22 protein-coding genes and 1 riboswitch are annotated in these 26,235 nt (G+C 69.6%); of the genes, 10 read left to right on the forward strand and 12 right to left on the reverse strand.

Translation table 11 applies throughout. The annotated features are described in order from the left end of the window. Positions 1 to 128: 128 nt before the first annotated feature. Genes ENSA5_RS09170 through ENSA5_RS09180 form a run of 3 tightly spaced genes read right to left on the reverse strand, consistent with a single transcriptional unit; the run spans position 129 to position 2,778 of the window. Entirely contained in the window at positions 129 to 899 is a 771-nt protein-coding gene (locus ENSA5_RS09170) for an ABC transporter ATP-binding protein (protein ID WP_106391254.1), read from the reverse strand. Next, positions 896 to 1,933 carry a FecCD family ABC transporter permease gene (locus ENSA5_RS09175; protein ID WP_181197553.1) on the reverse strand — a complete coding sequence of 346 codons (1,038 nt, stop codon included), beginning with the start codon at positions 1,931 to 1,933 and terminating at the stop codon, positions 896 to 898. The genes ENSA5_RS09170 and ENSA5_RS09175 overlap by 4 nt, the downstream gene beginning before the upstream one ends. Positions 1,934 to 1,941: 8 nt before the next feature. Next, a complete protein-coding gene (locus tag ENSA5_RS09180) occupies positions 1,942 to 2,778 on the reverse strand; it encodes an ABC transporter substrate-binding protein (RefSeq protein ID WP_106391256.1) in 837 nt (278 codons plus the stop codon). Positions 2,779 to 2,888: 110 nt separating this feature from the next. After that, positions 2,889 to 3,119, reverse strand: a riboswitch (cobalamin riboswitch). Between the two features lie 133 nt (positions 3,120 to 3,252). Here ENSA5_RS09180 and ENSA5_RS09185 point away from each other — a divergent pair. Further along, positions 3,253 to 3,432, forward strand: coding sequence for a hypothetical protein (locus ENSA5_RS09185; protein ID WP_106391257.1), 180 nt, complete (start codon positions 3,253 to 3,255; stop codon positions 3,430 to 3,432). Between the two features lie 31 nt (positions 3,433 to 3,463). Further along, entirely contained in the window at positions 3,464 to 3,871 is a 408-nt protein-coding gene (locus ENSA5_RS09190) for a hypothetical protein (RefSeq protein ID WP_106391258.1), read from the forward strand. A 49-nt stretch (positions 3,872 to 3,920) separates the two neighbouring features. Here ENSA5_RS09190 and ENSA5_RS09195 read toward each other — a convergent pair whose 3' ends face one another. The 4 genes from ENSA5_RS09195 to ENSA5_RS09210 are packed head-to-tail and all read right to left on the reverse strand — an operon-like array spanning position 3,921 to position 12,922. Beyond that, the gene (locus ENSA5_RS09195; protein ID WP_106391259.1) at positions 3,921 to 7,325 is read right to left on the reverse strand and encodes a hypothetical protein; all 3,405 of its coding nucleotides are present in this window, start codon (positions 7,323 to 7,325) and stop codon (positions 3,921 to 3,923) included. Further along, a complete protein-coding gene (locus ENSA5_RS09200; protein WP_106391260.1) occupies positions 7,322 to 10,858 on the reverse strand; it encodes a hypothetical protein in 3,537 nt (1,178 codons plus the stop codon). The genes ENSA5_RS09195 and ENSA5_RS09200 overlap by 4 nt, the downstream gene beginning before the upstream one ends. Before the next feature lie 22 nt (positions 10,859 to 10,880). Continuing rightward, a complete protein-coding gene (locus tag ENSA5_RS09205) occupies positions 10,881 to 12,302 on the reverse strand; it encodes an MBOAT family O-acyltransferase (protein ID WP_106391261.1) in 1,422 nt (473 codons plus the stop codon). A 44-nt stretch (positions 12,303 to 12,346) separates the two neighbouring features. Continuing rightward, positions 12,347 to 12,922: a hypothetical protein gene (locus ENSA5_RS09210; protein WP_106391262.1), complete on the reverse strand. Its 576-nt coding sequence runs from the start codon at positions 12,920 to 12,922 to the stop codon at positions 12,347 to 12,349. A gap of 160 nt (positions 12,923 to 13,082) precedes the next feature. On the opposite strand from ENSA5_RS09210, the gene ENSA5_RS09215 reads away from it, so the two are divergent. Then, the gene (locus ENSA5_RS09215; RefSeq protein ID WP_146155499.1) at positions 13,083 to 13,907 is read left to right on the forward strand and encodes an outer membrane protein assembly factor BamD; all 825 of its coding nucleotides are present in this window, start codon (positions 13,083 to 13,085) and stop codon (positions 13,905 to 13,907) included. A gap of 52 nt (positions 13,908 to 13,959) precedes the next feature. Continuing rightward, positions 13,960 to 15,882 carry a serine/threonine protein kinase gene (locus tag ENSA5_RS09220; RefSeq protein WP_106391264.1) on the forward strand — a complete coding sequence of 641 codons (1,923 nt, stop codon included), beginning with the start codon at positions 13,960 to 13,962 and terminating at the stop codon, positions 15,880 to 15,882. Positions 15,883 to 15,925: 43 nt separating this feature from the next. On the opposite strand, the gene ENSA5_RS09225 is transcribed toward ENSA5_RS09220, so the two are convergent. Beyond that, a complete protein-coding gene (locus tag ENSA5_RS09225; RefSeq protein WP_146155500.1) occupies positions 15,926 to 16,387 on the reverse strand; it encodes an AgmX/PglI C-terminal domain-containing protein in 462 nt (153 codons plus the stop codon). Positions 16,388 to 16,599: 212 nt separating this feature from the next. Between ENSA5_RS09225 and ENSA5_RS09230 the strand changes: the two genes are divergently transcribed. Next, the gene (locus ENSA5_RS09230) at positions 16,600 to 17,001 is read left to right on the forward strand and encodes a cupin domain-containing protein (RefSeq protein ID WP_106391287.1); all 402 of its coding nucleotides are present in this window, start codon (positions 16,600 to 16,602) and stop codon (positions 16,999 to 17,001) included. 12 nt (positions 17,002 to 17,013) lie between these two features. Here the strand turns inward: ENSA5_RS09230 and ENSA5_RS37315 are convergent, their stop codons facing one another. Further along, the gene (locus ENSA5_RS37315; protein ID WP_181197554.1) at positions 17,014 to 17,844 is read right to left on the reverse strand and encodes a hypothetical protein; all 831 of its coding nucleotides are present in this window, start codon (positions 17,842 to 17,844) and stop codon (positions 17,014 to 17,016) included. A 305-nt stretch (positions 17,845 to 18,149) separates the two neighbouring features. Between ENSA5_RS37315 and ENSA5_RS09240 the strand changes: the two genes are divergently transcribed. Next, positions 18,150 to 19,025, forward strand: coding sequence for an MYG1 family protein (locus ENSA5_RS09240; protein WP_106391266.1), 876 nt, complete (start codon positions 18,150 to 18,152; stop codon positions 19,023 to 19,025). A 205-nt stretch (positions 19,026 to 19,230) separates the two neighbouring features. Beyond that, on the forward strand, positions 19,231 to 19,659 hold the full coding sequence (locus ENSA5_RS09245; protein WP_181197555.1) for a hypothetical protein: 429 nt from the start codon (positions 19,231 to 19,233) through the stop codon (positions 19,657 to 19,659). On the opposite strand, the gene ENSA5_RS37320 is transcribed toward ENSA5_RS09245, so the two are convergent. The 3 genes from ENSA5_RS37320 to ENSA5_RS09265 form a co-directional block, all read right to left on the reverse strand. Further along, the gene (locus tag ENSA5_RS37320) at positions 19,596 to 20,378 is read right to left on the reverse strand and encodes an RpnC/YadD family protein (protein WP_181197556.1); all 783 of its coding nucleotides are present in this window, start codon (positions 20,376 to 20,378) and stop codon (positions 19,596 to 19,598) included. The genes ENSA5_RS09245 and ENSA5_RS37320 overlap by 64 nt on opposite strands. Before the next feature lie 594 nt (positions 20,379 to 20,972). Further along, the gene (locus ENSA5_RS09260) at positions 20,973 to 21,842 is read right to left on the reverse strand and encodes a class I SAM-dependent methyltransferase (protein ID WP_106391269.1); all 870 of its coding nucleotides are present in this window, start codon (positions 21,840 to 21,842) and stop codon (positions 20,973 to 20,975) included. Between the two features lie 168 nt (positions 21,843 to 22,010). Continuing rightward, a complete protein-coding gene (locus ENSA5_RS09265) occupies positions 22,011 to 23,483 on the reverse strand; it encodes an ATP-binding protein (protein ID WP_106391270.1) in 1,473 nt (490 codons plus the stop codon). 140 nt (positions 23,484 to 23,623) lie between these two features. On the opposite strand from ENSA5_RS09265, the gene ENSA5_RS09270 reads away from it, so the two are divergent. The 3 genes from ENSA5_RS09270 (at position 23,624) to ENSA5_RS09280 (ending at position 26,234) form a co-directional block, all read left to right on the forward strand. Further along, the gene (locus tag ENSA5_RS09270; protein WP_106391271.1) at positions 23,624 to 24,499 is read left to right on the forward strand and encodes a serine/threonine protein kinase; all 876 of its coding nucleotides are present in this window, start codon (positions 23,624 to 23,626) and stop codon (positions 24,497 to 24,499) included. A gap of 21 nt (positions 24,500 to 24,520) precedes the next feature. Continuing rightward, entirely contained in the window at positions 24,521 to 25,309 is a 789-nt protein-coding gene (locus tag ENSA5_RS09275) for a hypothetical protein (protein WP_106391272.1), read from the forward strand. A 115-nt stretch (positions 25,310 to 25,424) separates the two neighbouring features. Continuing rightward, positions 25,425 to 26,234: an alpha/beta fold hydrolase gene (locus tag ENSA5_RS09280; protein ID WP_181197557.1), complete on the forward strand. Its 810-nt coding sequence runs from the start codon at positions 25,425 to 25,427 to the stop codon at positions 26,232 to 26,234. Position 26,235 lies beyond the last annotated feature (1 nt).

A 26,235-nucleotide genomic window follows, 5' to 3' on the forward strand; every position in this document is an offset into this window, starting at 1 on the left:
GAACAGCGCGTCGTGAGGCTTGGTGGTCATGGGAGCGACTTTGATGGGGAGCTTGGGCTCCTCCGAGAGATAGTCGCTTTTGCTTGGTGAGTTGATCCCGGCCAGCCTCACTGTTGCGGGCTGCTAGGCTAGACCCGCGCCGACGCGGCGAAGCGCAGCTGACCGTCGGCGAGCTCGGCCGCGACGTCGAACACCTCGGACACCAGCGCGGGCGTGAGCACCTCGGCGACGGCCCCGAACACGTGGCCGCCGTCAGCGTCGCCGCGCAGGAGCAGCGCTCGATCGCCGTAGCGCCGGGCGAGCTCGAGCTCGTGCAGCGACATCAACACGCCATGTCCGGACGCGGCGAGCTCGCGGGCGAGCTCGAGCAGCGAGAGGGCGTGGCCGACATCGAGGGCGGTCGTCGGCTCGTCGAGGAGCAACAGGGGCGCTTGCGTGGCCAGCAAGCGCGCGAGCAGGACCCGCTGGAGCTCGCCGCCGCTGAGGGTCCGGACGTCGCGGGCGGCGAGCTCGGTCGCGCTGACGCGGGCGAGCGCGGCCGCTACGGCGTGCTCGTCGGCGCGGCCGGGGCCCGCGAGCGCGGACAGGTGCGGCGCGCGACCGAGCATCACGAGCTGCTCGGCGGGCATGCCCCAGGGCAGCTCGGTCCGCTGGGGCAGCCAGGCGCACACGCGCGCGCGCTCGCGCAGCGAGTGCTTTGCCAGCGGTCGATCATCGAGCAACACCCGGCCCTCGTCGGGCTCGACCAGCCCGAGCAGCGCGCGCAGCAGCGTGGTCTTGCCGCTGCCGTTGGGCCCGACGATGACGGTGACGCTGCCGGGGCTGAGCTCCAGCGAGCAGTCGCGGATCAGCCACCGTCCGGCGACCCGGAGGCCGAGTTGTTCGGCGCGCAGCTTCATCGTTGGTCCCCGATCTGGGTCTGGCGGCGCAGCAGCCCCAAGAAGAACACCCCGCCGAGCAGGCTGGTCAGCGCGCCCGGGGCGAGGAAGGTCGGGGTCAGCGCGCGGCCGAGGGTGTCGACCGCCAGCATCAAGGTCGCGCCGATGATCATGCTCGCGGGCAGGAGCCGCGCGTGGGCGTGCCCGGCGATGCCCAGGAGCGAGCGCGCGAGGTGAGGCACGACCAGGCCGACGAAGCCGATGACCCCGACCGCGGCCGTGCTGGTCCCGACCAGGAGGCCGACGACGACGGCCGCGAGCGCGCGCAGGCGCCCGCGCGAGACCCCCAGCGTCGCTGCGGTCTCCTCGCCGAGGACCAGCAGATCGAGGGGCCGATGCAGGGCCCACGCGGCGGTCATGCCGACGAGGATCGGCCCGCTCGCCCAGCCGAGCTGCGTGAACCCGCGCCCGTCGAAGCTGCCCATCATCCACGCCATCGCCTTTTGTGCGAGGGCGTAGCGATCGAGGAACAGGGCCAGGATCACGGTCGCGACCGCGCCCGCGAGGGCGTTGAGCGCGACCCCGGTCAGGAGCAGATAAGCGAGGTCCTGGCGGCGCGAGGTCAGCCCGAACAGCAGCCCCAAGGTCGCGAGGGCGCCGAGGCCCGCGAGCGCGGGGGTGACCCACAGGGCCTGCTCGTCGAGGCCCAGCGCGAACCCGAAGATCACCGCCGCGGCCGCGCCGGTCGAGATCCCGAGCACGCCCGGGCTAGCGAGGGGGTTGCGAAACAAGCCCTGGGTGACCGCGCCCGCGGACCCGAGCCCGGCGCCGATGAGCAGCGAGAGCAGGACCCTGGGCAGGCGCAGCTCCCACAAGATCGCCTCGGCCCGGGGCTCGAGCTCGAGCCCGCGCAGCTTGGCCCCGAAGGTTGCGAGCACCTCGGCGAGCCCGAACTCGCCGGGCCCGACGGTGAGCGCGAGCCCGGCCGCGAGGACCAGCGCGAGGCCGGCCGCGAGCCACAGCGCCGATTGCTTGTGCGTGGGCCCTCGCGCCACGCTCGACTTCATCGCGCCTCCAGCAGCGCGGCCTGCATGCGCGCCGCGAGCTCGAGCATGCCCTCGCTGGCTGTCGCCAGGTACGGCGCCTCGATCGCTATCACGCGCCCCTTGGTCACGGCGTCGAGCTTGCCGAGGCCCGGCTCGTCGGCGAGCTTGGCGATCGCTTTGGCGCAGGGTTGCTCGCCGCAGCCGACCACGATCCACTCGGGGGCCCAGGCGACGAGCTGCTCGGCGTCGAGGCGCTGGTGGCCGTCGAGGCCCTCGCGCGCGGGCAGGTTGACGAAGCCGGCGGTCGTCGCGGCGTCGTCGAAGCTCGTGTGGGCTCCAGGGACGTAGCCGTAGTCCCACGCGATCACGCTCGGGCGCTCGCCTTGGGGCGGCCGCAGGGCCTCGAGCTCGGCGCGGCGAGCGTTGAAGCGATCGCGCAGCGCGTGGGCCTGGTCGACCGCGCCGGTCGCCTCGCCGATGCGCTCGAGGTTGTTCAGGTAGCCGTCGAAGCCGCTGAAGTCGTCGAGCACGAGGACCGGGACCTTGTCCTCGATCGCCGCGCGATACTCGGGCGCGCTGAAGCTGGCGAGGATCACGAGATCGGGCGCGAGCGCGAGCAGCTCCTCGGGGTTGCGGCCGAGCCGGGGCGCGCTCGGAGGCCAGCGACCGGCGACCGTCGAGTAGCGTGGATCGTCGGCCATCGGGCTCAAACCCACGACCCGACCCTGGACCTCGTCGCCGAGGGCCCACAGGACCTCGTCGGCGAACACCGTCCGCGAGGCGACGCGCTTGGCCGGGCCTCGGGGCTTGGCTGCGGTGTCGGGCGAGCCGCGGCAGCCGGCGAGGGCGAACACGAGCGTGACGAGAAAACTTCGGCGGGAGCGGGCTGGGATCACGGGGCTCCTTCGTCTCCCCACGAGACTGCGGAATCGCCCGGACCTCGAGCGTTGGGGTGTGGTTGGTCGTGGGTCCGGGACCGCCGGTAGGTCTTCGGACTCGCGGGCACTTCGTAGTCACGCGCGCTGCGTGGCTGCTCGGTTTCCTCGGCCCGCGGCTTCCCAGGTATCCCCAGTGCCTCTGTGCGGACCTCGTTCCCGCTCACCGCTGCGGGGGCAGCTCTGGATTCGCACCAGATTCCCTCTTGCGACGTCCCTCGCGCGTTGACTCGGGACGAACCGGCGGCTCGACAGGCGTAGCCGGCCCGAGGTGGCGGCGTCAAGCGCCGCGCGAGGGAGCGACTGGCAGACCACTTCGATCGTCTGTGAGGGCCCGTTGCAGGTCGCGGTGTTGACTCCACCCCCGTTGGGGTTGTTGGCGCCAATGCACGGATGCTGTTCGCGGCCGGACCGTTGGCGAGGGCCTGGCCCGGCGTGCTGACCGCGGCGCTGTCGCAGCTCACGCCGATCGGATCGTTGGCACCCCAGCTCGAGACGTGCGTGAAGTTGTCGGACATCTCCAGCTCGGCGCAGAAGGTGTTCCAGTCGTCGCAGTCTGCGTGCGCTCGTTGACATCCAAGAATCGTGGCCGTACGGATGTCATATGGCGCGTTTGCAGCTCGACGACGAGATCTGTCCCCGATGTGAGGATCTCCTGCGCGACGGGAGCTGCCGAGGGTGTTGTCGCGTGTGCGAGGAGCTCCTCGTTGACGGCCTGTGTCCGAGCTGCCCCGTGTCCGAGCCCTTCACACCGCCGAGTCTTCTGCACGATGTCGGCGAGATCCTCGACCTGCGCCAGTGGAACACCACGCCGGACGTCAACAGCTTCCTCGCGCTGGGCTGGATCTTGCTGCGGGTCGCGGACGCCCATCAGAGCTTCTTGGTTGGCTGGCTGCGGGGCCTCGGCGCTCCCCGCTACCCGACGTGGTACGAGGGTGGGCTGCGCGAGCGCGAAGATCTGCTCAAAGCCCTCCGCAGCCAGGTGGACGAGGCCGAGTTCGAGCTCGAGTGAGCGCTCCTCGTCCGCCGCGTCCTGGGCTTCGGCCTAGCAGCCCGGGCTGCTAGGGCGCGTGCTTGATCAGGAAGTTGCGCAGGGTCTTGCGGTCGAATTGCCGGGCCCAGACGGTCTCGGCCGAAGCGATCACGCCGTTGCCATATTCGTCATAGTTGGAGAACGCGACCAATTCCAGGCGCATCGACTCGGCGAGGTCGGCGTAGAGATCATCTTGCAAGACCTTGGCGATTACGGCGACCGCGAGGAGGTCGAGGTTGCGCTGCTCGATCTCGTCGCGGAACCCGGCGAGGTCGACGTAGACCTGCAGCTGCCGGTTGACGTAGGCGGTCTGGACGTGGGTGCTGGCGACCTCGGGCAGGGCGCCCTCGTTCAGCTCGAAGTCATCGAGCGCGGCCCGGAGCGGATCCCGGGTGCCCTCGCGCTGGTCGAACTCGACGGGCGGCCGCTCGCGGCGGCGGGCTGGCTCGCGCCCCGACAAGAACTCGCTCAAGATCGGCGCGGCGATTCCGGCCAGGGTCTGCGCGGTCATGTCGACCGCCCAGGTCGATCCGTGGTGCTGGTTGTCGTCGAAGGGCTGGTTGCCCCACGGCGAGTGGACCAAGAGCTGGGGCAGGAGCCGGTCGCCGGGGTCGAGGACCACGAAGCCGAGCTGCCGAGCCTTGTCGAGCAGCTCGCGGACGTCCTTGTTGGTCGAGCGCATGCCGTCGCGGCGGTTGGACTCGACCGAGGACAGGTCATAGAAGACGACCAGGGTGTCGTAGCGCTCGGCGAGGCGCTGGAGCTTGGCGAAGGCCTCGTTGACCTCGCGGGGCTCCTTGGTGTCGCGCAGGTAGCCGCCGCCGAAGTCGTGGACCTCGAAGAACAAGACGTCGGGCGGGACCGAGGTCCCCATCCAGTTGGCGAAGTTGTTGACGTTCTCGCCGAATGAAGACGCTGGCCACGAGATCTGGAACAGGTCGAGGCGGAGGCCGTGGCGATAGCCGAGCTCGCGCTGGAGCTCGAGCTCGAGCCGCCGCCCGAGCGAGTAGTTCGAGAAGCGATCGGACATCGAGCTCAGCGACGAGCCGAGCAGCAGCGCGACGTAGGGCCCCTCGCGCGGGAGCGGCTCGAACCGGCGATCGAGGTAGCGGTCGGGCCGAAGCTGGGCCTCGACCTTGGCCGCGACCCCGGCGATCGTCATCAGGATCGGCACGGTCACGGCCTTGGTGTGGTGGTTGCCGGTCTTGGCCAGGCCGAGGAGGCCGTCGGCGACATGGAGGATCCGCGAGCGCGAGCGCTCGACCCAGAACAGCGAGGCGTCGTCCTGGGCCACGGCCATGCTCCCGAGGTGCCAGTAGGACACGAGCTGGTCGACGCGCTCGTTGTAGAGCACGTGGGCCTCGCCGTGGGGCAGGGCCTTGATCCAGGGCAGGATCCGCTCGGCGTCGAGGTCGAAGTAGCGCAGGTGGATTCGCTCGGTCACGCTGCGGCGGAGGCCCTCGTGCTCGGTGTTGGCCGGGAACTCGTCGGCGATCAACAGCCCGCCGTAGCGATCGATGAAGCGCAGATCGACGACCTTGGCCAGGCGCAGGTCGTCGTAGCTGAAGGGGAAGCCGACGCGGTGGCCGTTGGGGATCAGCTCCTCGCCGAGGTTGCGAAACACGAGCTCCCACTTGCCCAGGCTCGGGTGGCCCGCGCCGCGCTCGAGCGCGCGTCGCCAGACGCGGCCGTCGAGGTCGGCGAAGTACACGGCCCCGACGCCGTCGACCTCGCCGATGTCGAAGGCCACGAGGTCGCGCATGGCGATCTCTGACACGGCCTCGGCGACGCCGCGCTCGACGTCGAGGTGGAGCAGGCGGCTGTCGTCGCACAGCAGCCAGATCGCGCCAGCCCGGGCGCGCAGGCCCGTGTAGGCGTCGCAGCTCGGCCCCGTCCAGGTCGCGGTCCGGACCCAGTCATCCTCGAGCACGCGCAGGTGCTCGCGCGCGCTGCCGTCGATGAACCACAGCGCGTCGTCGAGCAGCTCGGGGTCGCGGGGCTCGGTCAGCCGGGCGTCGACCCGAGCCCAGCCGTCGACGTGCCCGGCTTGGTTGGCCCGCCCGGCGATCGTCTCGACGAACTGCTTGTTGCCCCGGAGCTCGCGCAGGGTGTGGTTTTGGGTGTCGGCCACGACCACGCGCGCGCCGTCGGGGGTCACGGCGACGCCCTCGGGCTCATCGAAGCGCGCGAGCAGGGCCCCGCCCTCGTTGTAGCCCTTGCGGGTGCCGTGGACGAGGCTGCGGTCGAAGCCCTCGGGGTGGACCATCATCCACTCGAAGGGCCGCTGCGCGAGGGCCAGGCCGAGCTCGTGGATGAGGTTGATCGCGAGCAGCTTGGCGCCGTCGGGCCCGAGGTGGACGTGGTCGATGAAGTGCGAGTCGACGAACAGCGGGTGGTCGAGGTCGACGAGCTTGATGTCGGGGTCGCGGCGATCGTTGACCATCCGCGCGATCGCGGAGTAGCGGCGACCGAGGGTGCTTTCGCCCAGGGCCTCGGCCGCGAAGCGATCTTCGAGCGGGGTCAAAAACAGGGTCGCGCGGCGGTCGCGAGCGGCGAGCCGCGCGAGGAGCTCGTCGAGCGCGAGGCGCTGCTGGTGCTGGGCCTTGATCGCCGAGCTGCGGTAGTGCTCGCGGACCCGCGCGCGGGCCTCGGTCTGTCCCGAGGCTGCGCTCGCCTTGGCCTCGTCGGCGAGCTTGGACTCGCCGTCGAGCTCCCGGAGGACGGCGAGGCCCGCGATCTCGTCGAGGCGGGTGGTCTCGACTCGGGGCCGTCGACGGTGGACGGGGATCCGCGAGTGGAGCCAGTCGCGGCTCCCGGCCGCGGCCTCGACGAGCCCCTGCCAGCCGCGCCGGAGGGGCCGACCACCCTCGTCGAGGGCCGCGACCGCCAGCTCGCAGACGGCCGGTCGCGTGCAGTCGCGCTGGTCGGCGTACTGGGCCGAGAAGTAGCGCAGGTTGATCTCGAGCACGAGCTCGACGCGGCCCGAGGGATCGACGCGGTCGAGCTCGGCGAGCAGGTGCAGGGCGTCGACGGGCAAGAGCCCGTTGAGAGCGATCTGGTGAAAGCGCGCGTCGCTGTGCGGCGCCACTTCGCGCTGCATGTACTCGATCACGCGGTGGCGCTGCCAGTCGTGCGGGCGGCGGGGCGTGAGCACGTCGCCGGCCAGGACCGAGTCGCCGATCAACAGGATCGGGCGGCCCTCGCTCGCGGCCGCGGCCGCGAGCGTGCGGCGCAGCTCGGCCCCCGTCGCCGGGCCGGCCCCGGCGGCCTCGCGCTTGGCGTCGGCCGGGATCAGCGACAGGGCCAGATCGAAGATCACGAGCAAGAACACCACGCCGATGACCCGCGACCACGGCGACGCCGGAGCCGGCCGCCCGTCGACGAGCCGGCCCTGGACCCAGTGGGTTGGCACGCGATCGCGCTTGGCCGTCATTCGCCCGCCGCCTCGCCCTCGCCCCGGCCGCGCTTGCGCGCGCGGTGATCACGGATGAAGCGCTCGAGCGACGCGCGCTCGAAGCTGCGCGACCAGACCGAATTGGCCGACTCGAGCACGCCCTCGCCGTACTCGTCGTAGTTCGAGAATTCGACCAGCTCGACGCTCGCGTCGGTTGCGAGCTCGCCGTAGACCTCGTCGACGAGGACCGCGTAGAGGACCGCGACGACCAGCTCCTCGAGCTCCTGCTTGGTCCGCCCGAGGGCCTCGTAGCCGCCGAGGTCGACGTGAATGCGGACCTGGCGATCGCCGTAGGCGCGCTGGAGGTAGGCGCCGTCGACCTCGGGCAGGGCCTGACGGTTGACGAGGCCCTCGGTCGCCTCGAAGGCGAGGCTGAGGCGCTCGCTGTCGTCGCCCTCGTCGAAGCTGGTCGGGTCGCGCTCGGACAGCCGGGCCGGCTCGCGCCCGCGCAGGAACTCGCGGATCAGCGGGTAGCTCATGCTCGCGAGCGCCCGGGCGGTCAGGTCGATCGCCCACGGCGCGCCGTGGTGCTCGCCGCCGGTCCAGGTCTGGTTGCCCCACGGGCTCTCGGTCATGAGCTCGCGCAGCAGCCGATCCGAGGGCTCGAGGACCACGAAGCCGAGCTTGCGCGCGTCGGCGATGAACTCGCGCAGCTCGCGGTGGGTCCGGCGCAGGCCGTCGTGGCCGTTGGCCTCGATCGCCGAGTTGTCATAGAAGATGACCAAGGTGCCGTAGCGCGCGGCGAGGCGCTCGAGCTTGCCGAGCTCGGCGACGCGCTCGGCGTGGGTCTCGGTCCCGCGAAAGAAGCGGCCGCCGAAGTCGTGGAGCTCGAAGAACAAGATGTCGGGCGGCGGCCCGTTGGCGTCGAGGAATTGCTCGAACATCCCGGCGCTGTAGTAGAACGCGGACGAGCTCGCGGACCGCTGAAACAGGTCGAGGCGGATGTTGTCGCGGTAGCCGAGCTCGGCCTGGAGCTCGAGCTCGAGCCGGCGACCGAGGGAGTAATTGCCGAGCCGATCCGAGATCGTCGACAGCGAAGATCCGACCAGCAGCGCGACGTAGGGCCCGCGGCGGGGGATCGGCTCGTGGCGCGTGGCCATGAAGCGATCGGGTCGCATGTTGGCGCCGACGTACCACGAGGTCTGGGTCCCGATCGGCTGGAGCAGCTGAACGATGCCGTGGTCCGTGTGGAGGTTGCCGTACTTGTGGACCCCGAGCAGGCCGTCGGCGAGCCGAAACACCCGTGAGCGCTCGCGCTCGACCCAGACCAGCGCGGCGTCATCTTGGGCGATCGCCATGGCCCCGAGGTGGAAGTAGGAGACGAAGTTGCTGGTCTTGGCGTTCCACATGTGGAAGGCCTCGGCGTGGGGGATGGCCTTGACCCACGGCAGGATCTGCTCGGTCTCGAAGTCGATCAGGCGCAGGTGGATACGCTCGGTCTCCTCGCGATGCAGGCGCTTGTTGCCCCACGACAGCTCGTGCTGATCTTGGATCAGGAGGCCGCCGTAGCGCTCGACCCACTCCATGTCGACGATCTGCTCGAAGCGCATCTCGTCGAAGCCGAAGGGGTAGTAAGACTTGCGCTCGCTGGGGATCAGGTCGGCGCCGTCGTTGGCGAAGATCCGCTCGGGGGCCCGGGCGCGGCCGTTGGCGCGCAGGACCATCGACCAGATCTGCGAGTCACCGTCGGCGAACAGCAGGCGGCCGTCGTCGGTCGGCTCGATCGTCGTGTACTCGCGGGCTGCGCCGGTCTCGGGCTCAGCGAGCATCGGTGCGCGCGGATCCAGGGTCAGGGTCGAGCGCCGCGACTCGAGGTCGACGGTGAGGATGCGGTCGTCGTGACACAGCAGGTACAGGCGCTCGCGCTCGTCGAGGACGCCGGCCTCGAGCACGTCGTAGCGGGGGCAGGCCGGGCCGAGCCAGACCAGGGTCCGGACGAAGCCGTCGGCGAGCTCGCGGACGCGGTTGCTGGTCTTGCCGTCGATGAAGTACACGCGCTCGCCCGCGCCGCCGCGGCCGACGATCTGGGGCGAGTGGGGCTCGGTCAGGCGCGCGCGCTCGAGCGCCTCGCCATCTTGGACGCCGGCCTTCATCGGCTTGCCCGCGAGGCGCTCGAGGAACTGCATGTTCCCACGCATCTGGCGAAGCACATGGTTGCCGGTGTCGGCGATGACGACCCAGGAGCCGTCGCGGCTCACGGCCACGCCCCTGGGCTTGCGCAGGAGGGCCTCCCACGGGCCGCCGTCGGCGTAGCCGGTCCCGCGGCGGTGGACCAGCGTGCGGTCGTGGTCCTCGCCGTGAACCATCATCCAGTCGAAGGGCCGCGACGCCAGGGGCAGGCCGAGCTCGTGGAGCAGGTTGATCGCGAGCAGGCGGTTGCCCTCGGGCCCGAGGTGGACGTGATCGAGGAAGTAGTTCGACTCGAACAGGGGGTGGTCGAGATCGATGAGCGCGGTCGCCTGAGCGCGGGCCTCGGCGTGGTCGTTGACGATCCGCGCGATCTGTTCGTGGCGTCGGCCGAGGTGGTTGCGGGGCAGGGTCCCGCGCACGAACTCGTCTTCGAGCGGGGTCAGGAACAAGGTCGCGGGCCGGCCCCGGGCGGCGAGGCGATCGAGCAGCTCGGTCAGGGCCTGGACCTGGGCGTGCTCGGTCGCCAGCGTCGAGCTGCGGTAGTGCTCCTGGACCCGGGCCAGGCCCTGGGCGCGGCGCTGATCCTCGCTGAGCTCGGTGTCGGTGTCTGTGTTGGTGTTGGTGTTGGGCCCGTGCTTGCGGACCGCGAGGCCCTCGACGGCGTCGAGCTCGAGCCGACGCAGGCGCCCGCGGCGACGGTGGATCGGCGTGCGCGCGACCAGCCAGTCCTGGGCCAGGCCGGTCGCCTCGACCAGACCGACGGCGGCGCGGTGAAGGGTCCCGGCGTCGGTCGCCTCGGGTGAGCCCCCGACCAGGAGGGTGCGCCCGAGCTCGCACAGCTCCTCGCGGGTGCAGTGGTCTTGCTCGCGGTATTTGTTGGAGAAGTAGCGGAGGTTGAGCTCGAGGACGAACTGGACCTCGCCCTTGGGATCGACGCGGTCGAGCTCTGCGAGCACGTGGAGGGCGTCGATCGGCAGCAGCCCGTCGAGCGCGATCTGCTGGATCTCGGCGTCGCTGTCGAAGGAGAGCTCGGCGCGCATGTGATCGACGACCCGCTGCGAGCGCCAGTCCTCGACCTCGCCGGCCATGACGTCGCCAGCGAGGACCGAGTCGCCGACGAGCACGAGCGCGGGCCGGCCCTCGCGCGCAGCCTCGGCCGCGGCCCGCAGGTTCGCGCGCATGTCGGCGCTGGTGTTGGGGTTGGGGTCGTCGGCGGTGATCTGATCCGGAGCCAGGCCGAGGGCCAGATCCACGCCGATCAGGATCACGAGCACCGCGATGATCACGACCCAGTGCGACTCGCCGCGGCTGCGCCCGCTCGCGCTGTGCTCGTCGACGAGGCGGCCGTCGATCCAGTGCGTGTGGGGGGCGCCCTCGTCCATTGTGCGCTGCGCTCCGCTCCGCTCAGAACTGGAAGTAGATGAACTGGGGCCCGTCGGCGAGGCCGAGCAGCATCATCGCGACGATCAAAGATGCGGCGAACACGACCGAGGCGATCGATGAGGCCCAGATCCGATCGATCAGCTTGTAGCGACGCTCGATCGCCGACACGCCGAGGAAGCCGGCCACTCCAAGCAAGAACAGCGCCTGCTGCTCGCTCGGCCCGGGCCCGCCGACGAAGAGCTGGCTGAGATCATGGCCGATCGAGCGGACCACGGCGACGAACTGCTCCATGCCCTTAGCCCGAAACAAGATCCACCCAAACGCGACCAGGTGAAAGCACAGAAACCACGAGCCGAAGCGGACCGCGAGGTTGTCGGGCAGCCGCTCGCGCACGCGCTGGCCGACCTGGACGTTGAGCAGCAGCAAGAGCCCGTGAAACAGGCCCCAGATCACGAAGGTCCAGGCCGCCCCGTGCCACAGGCCCGAGAGGAACATCGTGATCGTCAGGTTGATCAGCGTCCGGGACTTGCCCTTCTTGCTCCCGCCGAGTGGGATGTAGACGTAGTCCCGAAACCAGTTCGACAGCGAGATGTGCCAGCGCCGCCAAAACTCGGAGATGTTCCGGGTCAGGTAGGGCTGATCGAAGTTGCGCATCAGGTCGACGCCAAAGATCCGCGCCGAGCCCCGGGCGATCTCCGAGTAGGCCGAGAAGTCGCAGTAGATCTGGAGGGTGAAGGCGTAGGTCGCGATCAGCGCGCTCCAGCCGTCGTAGATGCCGGGGTTGGCGTAGACCTGGTCGACGAGCCGCCCGCAGTGGTCGGCGATCACGACCTTCTTGAACATCCCGAACACGATCAGCTGGGCCCCGCTGACGAGGTTGTCGACCTGGAAGCGACGGGTGGCCGCCTGATCGAACTGGACCAGGAGGTGACCGGCGCGCTCGATCGGGCCAGCGATCAGCTGGGGGAAGAACGAGACGTAGAGGAAAAAGCGCAGGAAAGACGACGTCGGCCGGATCTTCTTCCGGTAGACGTCGATCGTGTAGGACATCGTCTGGAAGGTGTAGAAGCTGATGCCCGGGGGCAGCACGATGTCCAGAAAGTCGCCGCCGGGGCCGAGGTCGAAGGCGGCGTGGAGGTTGTCGAGGAAGAAATTGGCGTACTTGAAGTAGCCGAGCAGCCCGAGGTTGACGATCAGGCTGACGGCGAGGACCAGCTTGCGCCTGGCCTGCCTGTCGTCCTCGTAGCGCTCGAGCAGGCGGCCCGCGCTGTAGTCGACGATCGCCGAGATGACGATCAGGCTGACCAGCGGCACGTTCCAGGCCGCGTAGAAGATCAGGCTCGCGGCGATCAGCACGAGCAGCCGGGCCCGGTAGCCCGCGCCGAAGAACAGCAAGCTGGCGACGACCAGCAGCAGCACGTACTCGAGCGAATTGAACTCCACCGTGGACCTCGGTCGACGCCAAGCCTGGGCCTAGCGGGGGATGCTCAGCGGGCGCCCTTGTTGTTGGCGGGGTCTTTGCTCGGGTCGTTCGCCTGTTCGCCGGCGGTTTCGGGCCCGCGAGCGGTTCCGACGGTCTTGACCGGCGTAGGCTTGGGCTTGGGCTTGGGCTTGGGCTTGGACTTGGGCTTCGACTTGGGGGGCTTCTTGGCGGTGCGCGGGGCCCCGGCGATCTCGCTGCGCAAGGACTGAAGCTCGCGCTCGAGCTCCTCGATCTTGGTCTGAGTCTCTTTGGCCGCGCCGCGATCGAGGGCGTGCTCCGAGAGCAGGTTGGCCAGGGCGAAGTACAGGACGGCCAGCCACGCGAAGGGCAGGACCACGGCCAAGAGGACAGGGGTGTAGCGAGGGCCACCCTCGAAGGAGAACGCGGACGAGCCCTGAGTCGTCGGGTCGGCGCCGGAGCCCTCGGGGCCAGGGGGCGTGGCCTTCACGGGCTTGTTGGCGACGGTGCTGTCGAGTTTGTCGAAGCCAGCAGAGAGATCGTCGTCGATGATGACTGTGTCCGTCGACGGGTCCATCAGCACGAACTGACCGGTGTCGGTACGCGAGACCTGGTAGGGCATTTTGAGCGGCTGTTCTAGCACGCGACCGGGGATCGTCCCGGGGCAGAGTCTGGGGTTTGCGTGAGTCACGCAGACCATCTGTTCAGACGGTCGAGACGGGCAGTCGTGGCGTGGCGTCCGCCGTGATATGGTCCGCCCGGTCATGCGCCGCTTCACGAGCATGCAGTCGCGTCTTTTCGCCAGCCTCCTCACCGTCGCCCTGGTCACGGCGCCGCTTCACGTGGTCTACGCCGCGCCGAGTGTCGAAGATCTGTACACGCAAGGTCAGGAGAAGTTCGACGCCGGTGACTATGGTGGGGCCGCGGATCTGTGGGCCCAGGCCGTTCGCTCGCTCGAAGAGACCGAGAGCAACTCGGCCACGCGCCAGACGATCATGAACCTCTCGCTCGACGCGTACCTGCGCGCTTACCGAGCCGACGACGACCGCGTGCACATCGACAACGCCAAGGCGTTGCTCGATGAGTACGAGGCCTCGCTCGAGGCCTCGGGCGAGCCGCTGACGAGCGAGATCGCCAGCGAAAAAGGCAAGATCGAAGACATCCTCGCCGAGCTCGCAGCCGCGGCCGAGCCCGAGCCCGAGCCCGAGCCCGAGCCTGGTCCCGACCCCGGCCCCGACCCCGGGCCGGTCCATGTCGACGAGAAGCCCGGTCGCGGCCTGGTCATTGGTGGGGCCGTGATGATCGGGGTCGGCGCGGCGGGTGGTGGCCTGCTCATTGGTGGTGTCGTCGGCGGGCTCAAGGCTCAGACCGACTTCGAGGCCACCGAGCCGTTCACCGACGAGCGCGACGCCGTTCGCAAGCGCGGTGGAACCATGAACGCGCTGGCGATCACCGGCGCGGTTGTGGCTCCGGTGTTCCTCGGGGCCGGCATCGCGCTGCTCGTCGTCGGCCTCAAGCGCAATCGGGACGCCCGCTTGCGCAACGTGATGCTGCTGCCTGAGGCGGGCCCCGGCTACGCGGGCGTCGGCTTCAGCGGGCGGTTCTGATTTCCGGGGCCGCGCATGGGCGGCCACGCCCAGGCGAGATATAACCATTGCTGTGGCTCGGACGGATGCATCTGGCGCAACCTGCGCGCCGGGCCAGAGCGACGCGCTCGAGCGCGAGGTCCTCGAGTCCGAGACGATCAGCAGCAACGGGTCGCCCGATGAGCTCATCGACGCGATGACGCGCACGCTGGCGCAGACCCTGGCCCTCGACGAGGAGGGCGCCAGCCTCAGTGAGGGCGCGACGGTCACCGGACACGGCGTGGCTGCGGCCAGCGAGTCCGACTCGATCAAACAGATCGAGGTCCACAACAGCGGCGCGCCCGACGACCGCAGCGGAGAGCTGGTCCACGAGCGCTACCAGCTGGTGCGGCAGCTCGGCAAGGGGGGGATGGGCACGGTCTACATCGCCCGCCATGTCACGCTGCCCAAGACCTTCGCGGTCAAGGTCCTCAACCGCCGCTACGCCAAGCGCAAGGACATCGCCGAGCGCTTCTTGCAAGAGGCCCGCGCGGTCTCGCTGATCGACCACGAGAACGTCGTCGAGGTCCTCGACTTCGGCAGCGAGGCCGACGGCTCGACCTTCCTGGTCATGGAGCACCTGCGCGGCGAGTCGCTGTTGGCTGTGTGCAAGCGCGAAGCCCCGCTCGGGTGGCCGCGGGTCCAGCACATCATGAGTCAGATGTGCCGGGCGCTTCAGGCCGCGCACGACGTCGGCATCGTCCATCGTGACATCAAGCCCGAGAACGTGCTCCGGGTCGGCCGCCACGGCGACCCCGACTTCGTCAAGGTCCTCGACTTCGGCCTGGCCAAGATGCAGGTCAGCGGCGGCCTGCGCCTGACCCAGGCCGGGATGGTGCTCGGGACCCCGGACTACATGTCGCCCGAGCAGGCTCGGGGTCGCCCGACCGATCATCGCGCCGACATCTACGGGGCCGGCGTGATGATGTACGAGCTGCTGTGCGGGCGGGTGCCGTTCAAGGCCAAGACCTTCCCGGCGATGCGTCAAAAGCACCTGCTCGAGCCGCCCGAGCCGCCGTCGAAGTGGGCCCCGGACGCGGGCATCAGCGACGAGATGGACGCGATCGTTTTGCGCGCGCTGGCCAAGGATCCCGACCATCGCTTCGCGTCGATGGCCGAGATGGGCGAGATGATCGCCGCCGTCGGCACCGGGAGGTCAATGTCGCTCGAGCTGCTCGAGCGTCGCACGCTGCCGCTGCTGGCCGAGCGCACCGTGCTCGACCCGGCTGCGCGCTCGGGTGACGTGGCTGGGCCGATCGCGGCGACGGTCGCCGCGATCGCGACCGACGAGACCGTGGTCCAAGAGGGCAGCGAGGCGCGGCCCGAGCCCGGTCCGCAGCAGGGCTCACGCTTGGGGCTGGTCCTCCTCGGCGTCCTGGGTCTTGTCGCGCTCGCTGGCTGGGGGGGCGCCTTTGCGTTGGGCGTGTTCGATGGCGCGGGGGAGCCCGCGAGCGAAGGCGAGGACCCGGCGAGCGTCGCGCCACCGTCGCCGCCGAGCCCCGAGCCTGGGCTCGCCGCCGAGCCCGCGGCGATCGAGTCCAAGACGGTCGCGCTGCACTTTTCGACCAATGTCCCGGTCGTGGTCCTCGACGGCGACGCCCAGCCCCGCTTTGGTGATGACCCGAGCGACGAGATCACCGTCCCGCGCTCGGACCAGTCGCTGCAGCTGGTGCTGCGGGCCGAGGGGTACAAAGATCTCCACGTGGTCGTCACGCCGGATCGGGACCAGAGCGTCGCCTACGAGCTCGGGCCCAAGCTGGCGGGGGAGAAGGCTCAGCCCGCGGGAGGCCAGGCCGAGCCCGAGCCCGAGCCCGAGCCGAAGCCGAAGCCCGAGCCGAAGCCGAAGACCAAGCCCCGGGACGAGATACCGATCGAGGACGAGCCGCTCGAGGAGGAGCCCCCGAGCGACCGCAGGTTCTCACCCGAGATCGTCGATCCCTTCAACAAGTCCCCCTAGCACCCCGGGTTGCTAGCCAGGGCCGCGAAGGGCGACACCCGGGTCAGCCTGGCGCGAGGTTGAACTCGTAGCGCAGCTTCATCTCGTCGCCGCTGGGCTTGTCGAAGCCCCAGCTCTTGGCGGCGTCGCTGATGCACTGCACGAGCGCCTCATCGTCGAGGGTGCTGCCCTCGACCGCGGTCACCGAGGTCACGACCCCGTCGCCGCCGATCGTGAACTCGGCGTTGAGCTTGCCCTCCAGGTCGGCCTTGGTCTCGAGCGCGCTCAGGTAGCAATCGCTGACCGCGTCGAAGTGGTCGTTGATCGTCTCGTCGAAGCTCCCCTTGGTCAGGATCGACGCCTCGGGCTCGGCGTCGTCCTCGGGCTCCTCGGGCTCGCTGACCTCATCGTCATCTTCGGCCACCGCGACGTCGCCCTCGGGCGGGGTCGTCTCTTCCTTCTTGCAGCTCACGGTGCACAGCATGGCGAGGGCCGCGGTGACGGTGATCCAGGTACGCTTGGTCATGATGACGCAGATGTACACCAATCGCGGTCGATGCGCGAGCACCGACCGATGGCGCGACAACCTGCTCTCGTCGGCGCTTGCAACGACGAAGCGCTCGACCCCAACACGAGCAGCGTTGCTTGGCTCGACGAGGTCGGCGCTCCGTACGGACGCGGCGCTGCTCGCTGATGCTCGGGTGCAGCGTCCTGAGCGAGTTCGAGTACCTTCCTGGGATGAGCGCGTTCAAGCTGTCCGAGACCCCCGTCCACCTCGGCCTCGGTGCCATCGCCGAGGTCCTGCCTCGCTTCGACGGGAGCATGCAGTGGTACCAGCGCTACGGCGCCGCGCATGCCAGCGACGGCGCCGAGGGCCGGCTCGTCGCCGTGTACACCTTCGACAGCGACTGGGCGACCTGGGAGATGCACCCCAAGGGCGCCGAGCTGGTCTACGTGATGTCCGGGGAGCTGACCCTCATCCAGGAGATCGACGGCGAGCGCCGAGCGACGGTGCTCGCCGCTGGCGACGCGGCGATCAACCCGCCAGGGGTGTGGCACACGGCCAAGGTCGGCGAGCCGACCACGGCGCTGTTCATCACCGCTGGCGAGGGCACGCTCAACGAAGCGCGCGACGACTGACGCCGTCCGGGCTCAGGGGCAAAACTCGTAGAAGGCCTGGTTGTTCGGGGGCTGGCATGCCGAGTAGCCGACGTCGGGCAGGCAGGTGTCGAGGGTCTGATAGAGGACGTCGTCACCGTTGGGGCACGCGAAGCTGATCGCGTCGCCGCAGATCTGCTCCGAGCTGCACCCGAGGTAGATGGGGGCGAGCGCGCACCAATCGTTGTCGCCGGCTTGCTCGAGCTCCGCGCCCTCGATCGGGTTGCAGTTCTCCGCGGCGGCGCAGGCTTCGAACCCGAGCTCCGCGCAGTCGCCGTTGTTCCCGCAGTCGGCGTAGGCCGCCTCGCACTGGTCGAGGCTATTGAACAGCTCCCCGCAGTCCTCGCCCACGCACTCGCAGCCGACGAGCTGATGGCAGGCCACGCCGTCCCACGCCGCGCCGAGGATCGCCTCGCAGTCGCCAATCGCCTCCGCGGCCATCGCGGCACAGTCGCCGCCCCCGGTGTCGCCGTCGCCATCCCCGGTGTCGCCGTCGCCGTCGCCGGTGTCGCCGTCGCCATCCCCGGTGTCGCCGTCGCCATCGCCGGTGTCGCCATCGCCATCCCCGGTGTCGCCGTCGCCATCACCGGTGTCGCCATCGCCATCACCGGTGTCGCCGTCGCCATCGCCGGAGTCGCCGTCGCCGTCGCCCTCCGTCGAGCTGTCGTTGCCCTCGGCGCTCTCTGTGCCGACATCCGTGCCGCTCGTGTCCGAGCCGTCCGCGGTGTCCCCGTTGCCGCCGTCGTCCGTACACGCGCTCGTGCAGAGCAGGGCCAGGGCCGGCGCGAACACCAAGTCGTGAAGTGTCTTGTTCAGAAAGGTCATGGCCGCAGCATAGCGCGTTGGTGCCGCATGAGCGCCGTCGTGTATGGGCCGAGCGAGAGGCAAATCGCAGCCGGCCCCGACTCCACGCGAACACAGGTGGGCGTGAGTCTCCTCGGACCCGATGATCGCCTTGTCGGCTGGACGGGGCTCGCTACCATGTGGTGCTCGCGGGCTGTCCGGAGTTCGCGTCCTCGCTCGGGTCGCTCGCTGCTCTCGCGCACGACCAGGAGCAGCGCGTGGAGCGGGGCGCCATCGAGATCCAGCGGCGTTGAGCTTGGTCTTCGGGCCCTGTGGTATGGGGCGGGATGGTCCACACGATCCTCACGCACCCGGGAGGCGCGCACAAAGACGACCTCCTGGCTGTCTGCGTCCTCATCGCCAAGTACGGCGCTCCCGTCGTCCGGCGCGAGCCGACCCCGGAGGAGCTCGACGACCCCAAGGTGGCGATCATCGACGTCGGTGGGGTTCACGATCCGAGTCGGATGGACTTCGATCACCACCACTTTCCTCGGGAGCACCCGCCGACCTGCGCGCTGAGCCTGGTCCTCGAACATCTCGGTCTCTACGAGGACGCGCTGCATTTTTGTGACTGGCTCGAGCCGGCCGAGTGGTTCGACTCCCGCGGCCCGACCAAGACCGCCAAGTGGCTCGGCGTGCCTCGCAAGGCGATCTCGCAGCTCAACTCGCCGATCGACATCACCGTGCTGCGCCGCTTCGCCCAGCGGACCGAGCTCGCCGCGGGCGATCCGCTCTACGAGTTCATGCGCTTCGTCGGTGAAGATCTGCTCGAGTACCTGCGCGTCGCTCGCGAGCGCATCGACTTCGCCGCCAAGCACGTGGCGCGCTGGCACATCGCCCACGGCGACCAGGTGATCGAGGCGGTGTTCCTGCCGCGCACGGATCCGCCCGCCAAGGAGCCGAGCAACGCGGTCGGCAACTACATCCGGGCCGAGGGCCTCGGGGACACGATCGCGGCGATCGTCTATCCCGACCGCCGCGGCGAGGGCTACGGCATCGGCCGCTACGAAGATCACCCGCAGCTCGACTTCTCGCGGGTCGAGGACCAGCCGGACGTTCACTTCGCGCACAAGAGCGGGTTCATGTGCAAGACCTCGGCGACGGACCACGAGCGGCTGCGGGCACTGATCGTCAAGGCGTGGACCCCTCGCGGCACGAATTGACCCAAGCTGCGCGGGCTTCGAGGTCTGGACGCCACCTCGAGAGTGGGTCGACCCCGCGTTCGGGTTGGTTACGCTCGGTGACGGTCGGTTCAGGCCGGCTGGATCGGCGACATGTAGCCCCTGGCCCTGCGGTTAGGTTCGCCCCCTATCGGTGGCACTGCGGTCCCTGACGGTTCGCCCCCGGCGGCGCCAAAGTGGAGTCGTGATGAACGTCGCCGCCAGCACCTACGACCTTCGCCTCCCGGCCCCCGTCGCTCAGACCGAGACAGCCCCCCCGACCGACTCCTTCGTCACGCGGCTCGTCACCAGCCTGGTGTGGACCTTCGACCTCGACGAGTCCGAGCGCGAGCTGGCGGTCCAGCTTCTGTTTGGCCGCTCGGCTGGGGCGATCGCCCGGAGCCTCGGCGTCTGCGGGGCCAGCGTCGCGCGGCGGTGTCGCGCCCTGTTCAGGATGACCGGGACCGACGGGCGCGAGAAGCTGTTCGAGGTCGCGCTTCGCCTCACCGCGATGCGCGAGCTCAGCGAACTCGCCGCCAATGGGCGCCCTGCGGGGACGGTGCTTGGGCCTCGTTACTCGAACAAGTCGTCGAGGGCCGAGACCGTGCCCGCGCGCACGATCCACGCCTGGAGCTGATCGAGCAGCGTGCACGCGCGAATGCGTGCGACGGTCGAGTCATCGGGCTCGATGTCACGGGCCTGGAGGAGCTGCAACAAGGTCTCGTGGAGCACACCGCGAGCTTGCTCGAGGCCTTGCTGGCGGCCTTGCTCGAGGCCTTGCTCGAGGCCTTGTTCGCGGCCTTGCTCGAGGCCTTGCTCGAGGCCCTTGTCGAGACCGTTTCGGTATAGCGAGCTCTCGAGCTCCCACTCGCTCAGGTGCTCCCGAACCTGCGTCGGGACCTGGTCGCGGACCTCTTGCATGTCGTCTTGGCTGATGCTGGTTTGCACGAGTTGAAGGTAGCGCTCGATGTCGGGTGGTGCGAGCTGAATAATTGCTTGGATCGTTGCGCATGCACAAGCGACTGCGTCTGGACCTTGACCGTGGAGCACGACAGACAGCACTGCGCGGGCCATGTTGGAAAGCGCATGTTCCAGGGTTGTGATTGGTGGGATCAGATCAGGCGTAATGACCAACGGCGCGAGCTCCGGCCGGCGCGGATAGAGCCGAGTCTGCGCCCAGACCAGCACGGCGTGCCGAGGACTGAAGAGCATTGCCCAGGTGTGGCAGCCGAGCTCACGCCAGACGGAGGCGATGTAGAACAAGAGGGCCCAGGCCTTCGCCTCGTCCTGTTCGAGCTGGATCTCGACGACGATCGCGTCGACGGGCTCTCCGGCGTTCGTGCCCGCGATGACCACGTCAGAGCGTAGCGGAGCTTCGATGCGCGAGGGGTCTTCGGCTTCGCTGGAGACCTCGTAGATCTGCTCATGGGATGGGCTTAGCTGGAGATTGGCTTCTCGGGCGAGTTCGAATGCCAGGTGGGGGTGGCGGCGAAAGAGGAGGACGAGGTTTTGGTGGGTTTGGCTGGGCATTGTGTGCATAGATTGCAGTGCGTAAAAGTGTGCCCTCGCGCACGTGGGGTCGGTATGTGCCGAAAACGGTCGTTCATGGTTGTAATTGGGTCTGAGTGGCCCGCAGACGGGCCACTTTATTCGTTGTGGTGATCGATGCTGCAAATGTTCATGCAGCGTCACGAATATGTGGCCGGGTCAGCAGGTGGCTCTCGTGGTATTCGAGCGCCCGTCGAGTTCGGTCGCCGCGGGGGTGCCCGAGCTACCTGAGATCACCCTGGTCACCGATCCTGTGTACCTGCCGTTGTCGCTCGGCGCTCGCAGCACGCGGTACGAGCCCAACACAGCTTCGTTTTGGCGTCACGGCCCCGAAGGCCAGTGACGCACTCTGGGCCGTGCCGGAGGTTTCAGCGCTTGATTCAGGGCTAGCACCACGGGCTGCTAGCGGCCGTCGACCTTCGCCAGCCAGATCGTGGTTGGCGAGCGGAGACGAAAGAGCCGCGGCTCACGATCGCGGAGCCGCTTCGGCTCGAGCTCGCGGCCCTCGTCGAAGCCGGCGTGGGCGAACACCCGGTCGAGGTGCTCGAGGTCGCGAAAGGGCTTGGCCGGACTCTGGCCACCGGTTGCGAGCTTGATCGCCTGACGCAGGACCCTCGCCGCCGGGCCGACCTTGCGCTCGCGGTCCCCACGCTGCAGATCCGTCAGGTAGTGGCCGTGGACCCCGGCCTTGCGAAAGCCGGTCGCAACGTTGCGCAGCAGGGTCTCGCGGTCGTCGAGGTCGAAGTAGTCGAGCACGCCCTCGCTGATCACGACCGGGCGCTCGGCCCCCGCGACGAGCTCGGCGAGCTCGGCGGCGAATTCGGGCGCGAGGATGTCGGTGCTGCGCAGCTCGAGCTCGTTGGCGCTCAGGGCCCGGCGGACGCGGCCGGGCGCGGCCTCGAGCATGCGCCGCTTGGCCGCGCTCATGTGCGGGAGGTCGACCTCGGTGTAGCGCACGCCCCGGTCGAGGACCCAGGTCAGACCGCGGCGCGAGAGCCCGGCCCCAAGCTCGACGACGCGGTCGGGGAGCATGAGGTCGAGCTGGGCCTCGAACATGCGATGGCGGAACTCGAGGTAGTCGAGGAGCGAGGGGAACTTGAACAGGCGGATCGCCGGCTCGGTCGCGCCGCGGAAGGTCCAGTACATCGCCGCGCCCTCGGGGGTCGCAAACAGATGGCCATAGGGCATGCCGAGCTGGTACCAGGCGTAGGCGGTGACGTGGGCGGTGGGGCCAATCTTGTCGTAGCCTTGGGCGCTCGCGGTGGCCGACATCGTCTCAGTATAGCGACCTGGACCACAACGACGCGCGCGAGCTTTGCGAGCACGCCGCAGCTGCGTTTGTGCGACGGCGACTCGGGTGGTGGTACAGCGGCGTTTTGGCTTCGCGCCCTCGACAAAAATTCCGGCGCGAGGCGATGCGGCGGGTTGCACCCCGGGCTGCTAGGCGGCCGATCGCGCGAGTAGCTCGTCGAACGCCGCCTCGGCCAGCAGCCCATGCTTGGTCAGCTGCAGCGCCCGCGCGTGCTCGCGCGCCAGATCAAAGCCAAGCTCCGACCCGGCCAAGTCGCCAAGCACCTCCATGCCGTTGCACAGATAGCGCAGCGCGAGATTGTGAGCCGCCGAGTCTGCAGCGCGTCGACCCGCGCGGAGGTTCAGCGCCGCGATCTCGATCCGCGCGCTGGCGTCGAGCTCGTCCGGAAGCCCGGCGGCGAGATGCTCGACGATCTCGAACAGGTGCTCATCGAGCGCCGGTCCGTCGAGGGTCGCGAGCAGCCGTCGGCCGATCTTCCAGTGCAGGCCCTGCTGCTCGACGGGCGCGAGCAACTCTCGCGCTGCGGAGCGCATGCAGTCATGCGTGAAGCTGAAGCTGTGGTCCCGTCCGACGCGGAGCAACAGCCCGGCCTCGACGAGCTCGGCGAGGCGCTCGCGCGTCGCGCTGGGCTCTGTGGCCTCGACCTCCGCGAGCCCAAAGCGCGAGCCCAGGCAGGCCGCGTGCGCGATCAGTCGGCGCGCATCCGCGGACAGGGTCTCGAGCCGCGCGCGTAGCATCGCAACCGGATCATCGGGGACCGGAGCGGCCTCGATCGCCGCGTCGTCCCAGGCCCAGCCGCCGGGCTCGGCGCGCATTAGCCCGCGCGAGACGAGCAGCGGCAGCAGTTGGCTGACCAAGAGGGGGACGCCGCCGGTCTTGTCGGCGACGATGCGCGCGAGCCGGCCGAGCCGTGTCCGCGCGCCGAGGAGCTCACCGAGGAGATCCTCGATCGCGTCGACCGCCAGCGGCTCGACCCTTTGGACCCGGGCGCGAGGGACCGAGCGCTGCCTGATCGGGTCGAGTAGCCCGCGCATCGGATGCGTTTCGGTGAGCTCGTCTTCCCGCAGGGTCCCGGCGATGAACAGCGGGCCGCCGGCCCCGCGGACCAAGGTCTCGAGCAGCGCGACGCTGCGCGGATCGGCGTGGTGGAGGTCGTCGAGCATCAGCAAGACCGGGCCGTCCGCACACAGCGTGAGCAGCAGGCGCTCGATGGCGACCGGCAGGCCGTCGCGGGGTTGGTCTGCGCCGAGCCCCGCGGGGGTGAGGGCTTCGACGAAGGCCGAGCCCCACAGGTCCCGATACGGATCGAATTTGGCCCGGAGCACCTGGGCGCCGTGGGCGGCCGCGGCGTCGTCGAGGGCGCTGAGTAGCGCCGACTTGCCGACACCGTGGGGCCCGACGAGCAGCGTGGTCGTTCGCGCCCCGGAGGCCACCAGCTCGTCGAATTCGCCGCTCAGCTCGACCTGTTCCCGCGTTCGACCGTGGAGCTGCTGGGGCATCCGAAGCTTGGGGCCCCGAGCGTGCTCGTGTCCGCGCCGTACGCGGGCCTCGGACGCGGGGGGCGGCCGAGGGAGCGGATGGCTGGTGACGTTGGCTTCCATGATGACGATCTCAGCTTAGCCAGCTCGCGCGTGAGGGGAGAGGCCAATGTGGTCAGTCGCGGGCCCAATTCTTGCGCGTCCAATGCCTGCTAAGATCGCGGCCTGCGGGCGCTGCTGGCGTCCCGTCGGCATGTGCACGCATGAGCGAGACCAAATCCAAACCCGAGCCGGTCCACTACGCGTTCCCGAACGCGGGCGAGGCCGTCACGCGGGATCATGCCAACTACTACATCGGACAGCCGATCGGTCAGGGCTACTACGGGATCGTCTATGACTGCACCGACGACTGGGGCAACGAGCTCGTCGCCAAGGTCCTCAAGCCGATGGGCTCGTTTCGCCAGGTCGCGGATCGCTGGTCGCGCGAGGCCAAGGTCCTCACGACGATGCGCCACCCGAGCATCACCTACATCCACGACGCGTTTGTCTACCGCAACCTGTTCTACTTGATCATCGAGAAGTGTCTGTACCCGCTGTCGGCTGAGCTTCACCTCGCGAGCGAGCTGTGGCTGCCGCAGATGGCGCGCGACGTGCTTCAGGCGATCGCCTACATCCACCGCGCCGGGTGGGTCCACAAGGACGTTCATGTCGGCAATGTGTTCGTCAGCGCGACCAAGGATCCCTTTGACGAGGCGCGGGAGCCGGTGATCGGCTTCAAGCTCGGCGACTTCGGGATCTCGCGGATGGAGGGCAGCATCCGGCCGCACGGATCGGAGCTCGCGCGCTGGATGTTGCCGCCAGAGGCGATCGACGCCGAGCTCGGTCCCATGGATCGGCGCGTCGACATCTATCACGCCTCGCTGACCTTTCTGTGCGTGATCTACGGCCGGATCTTGCGCTTCACCAGCGAGCAGATCGTCGCTGGCGAGCCGCACAAGCTCGCGCTCTCGCTCGACTCGGCCTACGGCCCGGCCCTGGCCCGCGCGCTCAATCCCCGCGCGGCCGAGCGCACGCCGACGGCGCTCGAGTTCTGGCGTGACATCGAGGCCGCGATCGAGGCCGCGGGTATCCGCGGCTGAGGATCGAGTACGATCGCGGGCATGTTCGCGCCGGTCTTCGCCGCGCTGCTGGCCAACGCGGCCCCGAGCAGCCCCACGCTCGGCCCGACCGACGAGAGCGCGCTCTACGAGCCGCCCGTCGAGGACTCGGTCATCGAGCCGGTCGAGATCACGCCGCCGCCGCCAGTCCCCGAGGCGCCGGTCCCCGAGGCGCCGGTCCCCGGGGCGCCGGTCCCCGAGCCCGCGCTCGACCACGCCGCCGTGTTCGTCCAGCCCGCTCTCCCGCCACCGCCGCCGCCGCCCGATGGCGCCGGACGGCTCGTCGGGGGCAGCCTGGCGATCGGTCTGGGTCTCGCCGCGTCCGCCGCTGTCATCGGCGAGGTCGCGGGTGGCGACGGCGACCCGCGCTTCGTGGCCTCGACCTTCATCCCGCTCGGCCTCGCGAGCATCGGCGTCGGCACCTACTTGTTGGTTCGCGGCGCCAAGGCCCGGGCCAACTTCAACGAGTGGCGGGCGTTCACGAACGCGAAGTCGCGGCCGACCGGCAACGGCTTGCTCGTCGGCGGGACCATGAGCACGGTGATCGGCGGCGTGAGCCTCGTCGCCGCGGCCGCGCAGGCCCGTGAGCCCGACGCCTTCGACAGCTTGCTCGCGCCGACCTTGTTCGCGGTCGGCGGGGCCGGCGTGGCGGTCGGTGTCGGCGCGCTCACCTGGGGGCTGCTGCGGCGCAGTCGCTATCGGACCTGGCGGCAGTCGACTTTCCTGAGCGCCGCGCCAACGCTGACACCGCTGCGTGGCGGCGTCAGCTTTGGCGTGGTCGGGCAGTTCTGAAGCCAAGACGAGGCTGCGTCGGGCATACCGCGAGCTCTTGGCGACAGAGGCATCGGAGGTCAGGGGCGTGGTCTGGGTCGTGGTGGCTTTTTCATCAGCCTGCTAAACCCTGTTGGTGCCCTACGCGACAGGTCCCCGCGAGCACCGCATCCACTTTCGAGAGCTCGGCTCTCGCGCCAACCCGACGCTGGTGTTAATCCAGGGCCTGATCCTCGACGGTCGCTTTTGGTTCGACCTGCCCGAGCGGCTCGCCGCCGATCCCGAGACGCCGTGGCACGTGCTCGTGCCCGACAACCGCGGCGTCGGTCGCAGCGACATGCCGACGCGACCGTGGACGATGGGCGACATGGCAGACGACGTCGCCGCGATGCTCGACGCCGTCGGGGTGCGCAAGGCCGTGGTCGCCGGGCTCTCGATGGGCGGGATGATCGCCCAGCAGGTCGCGCTGCGCCACGCCGAGCGCGTCACGGGCCTGGTCCTGATGGCCACCTGGCCGGGGCTTCCCCACGCCAAGCTGCCGAACCTGCGCACGATCGGGGGGCTGGTCGGTTCGTCGATGATGGGCGGCGGCGACGTCGAGTCGGTGGCCCGCTTGATCTTGCCGGACAGCGAGCTGGCCAACGCCGGCGAGCTCCTCAGCGATTGGTTTCGTCTGATGCGCGAGCAGCCGCCCTCGCGGCGGACCTTCCTCGGCCAGTTTGGCGCGATCGGTACGCACTCGACGGGCCGCAGGCTCGAGCACATCACGGTTCCGGTGCAGGTCGTGACCGGCGACGAGGATCGCCTGGTGCCCGCGCGCAACAGCGAGATCCTGGCCGCGAAGATCCCCCGCGCGCGGCTCGAGGTCTTGCCCGGGGTGGCCCACGCGATCCCGCTGATGGACCGCCGGGTGGTCCACCGCAACGCCGCGCTGCTCCGGGGCTGAG

It is taken from the genome of Enhygromyxa salina, assembly GCF_002994615.1.
Classification (GTDB): domain Bacteria; phylum Myxococcota_A; class Polyangia; order Nannocystales; family Nannocystaceae; genus Plesiocystis; species Plesiocystis salina_A.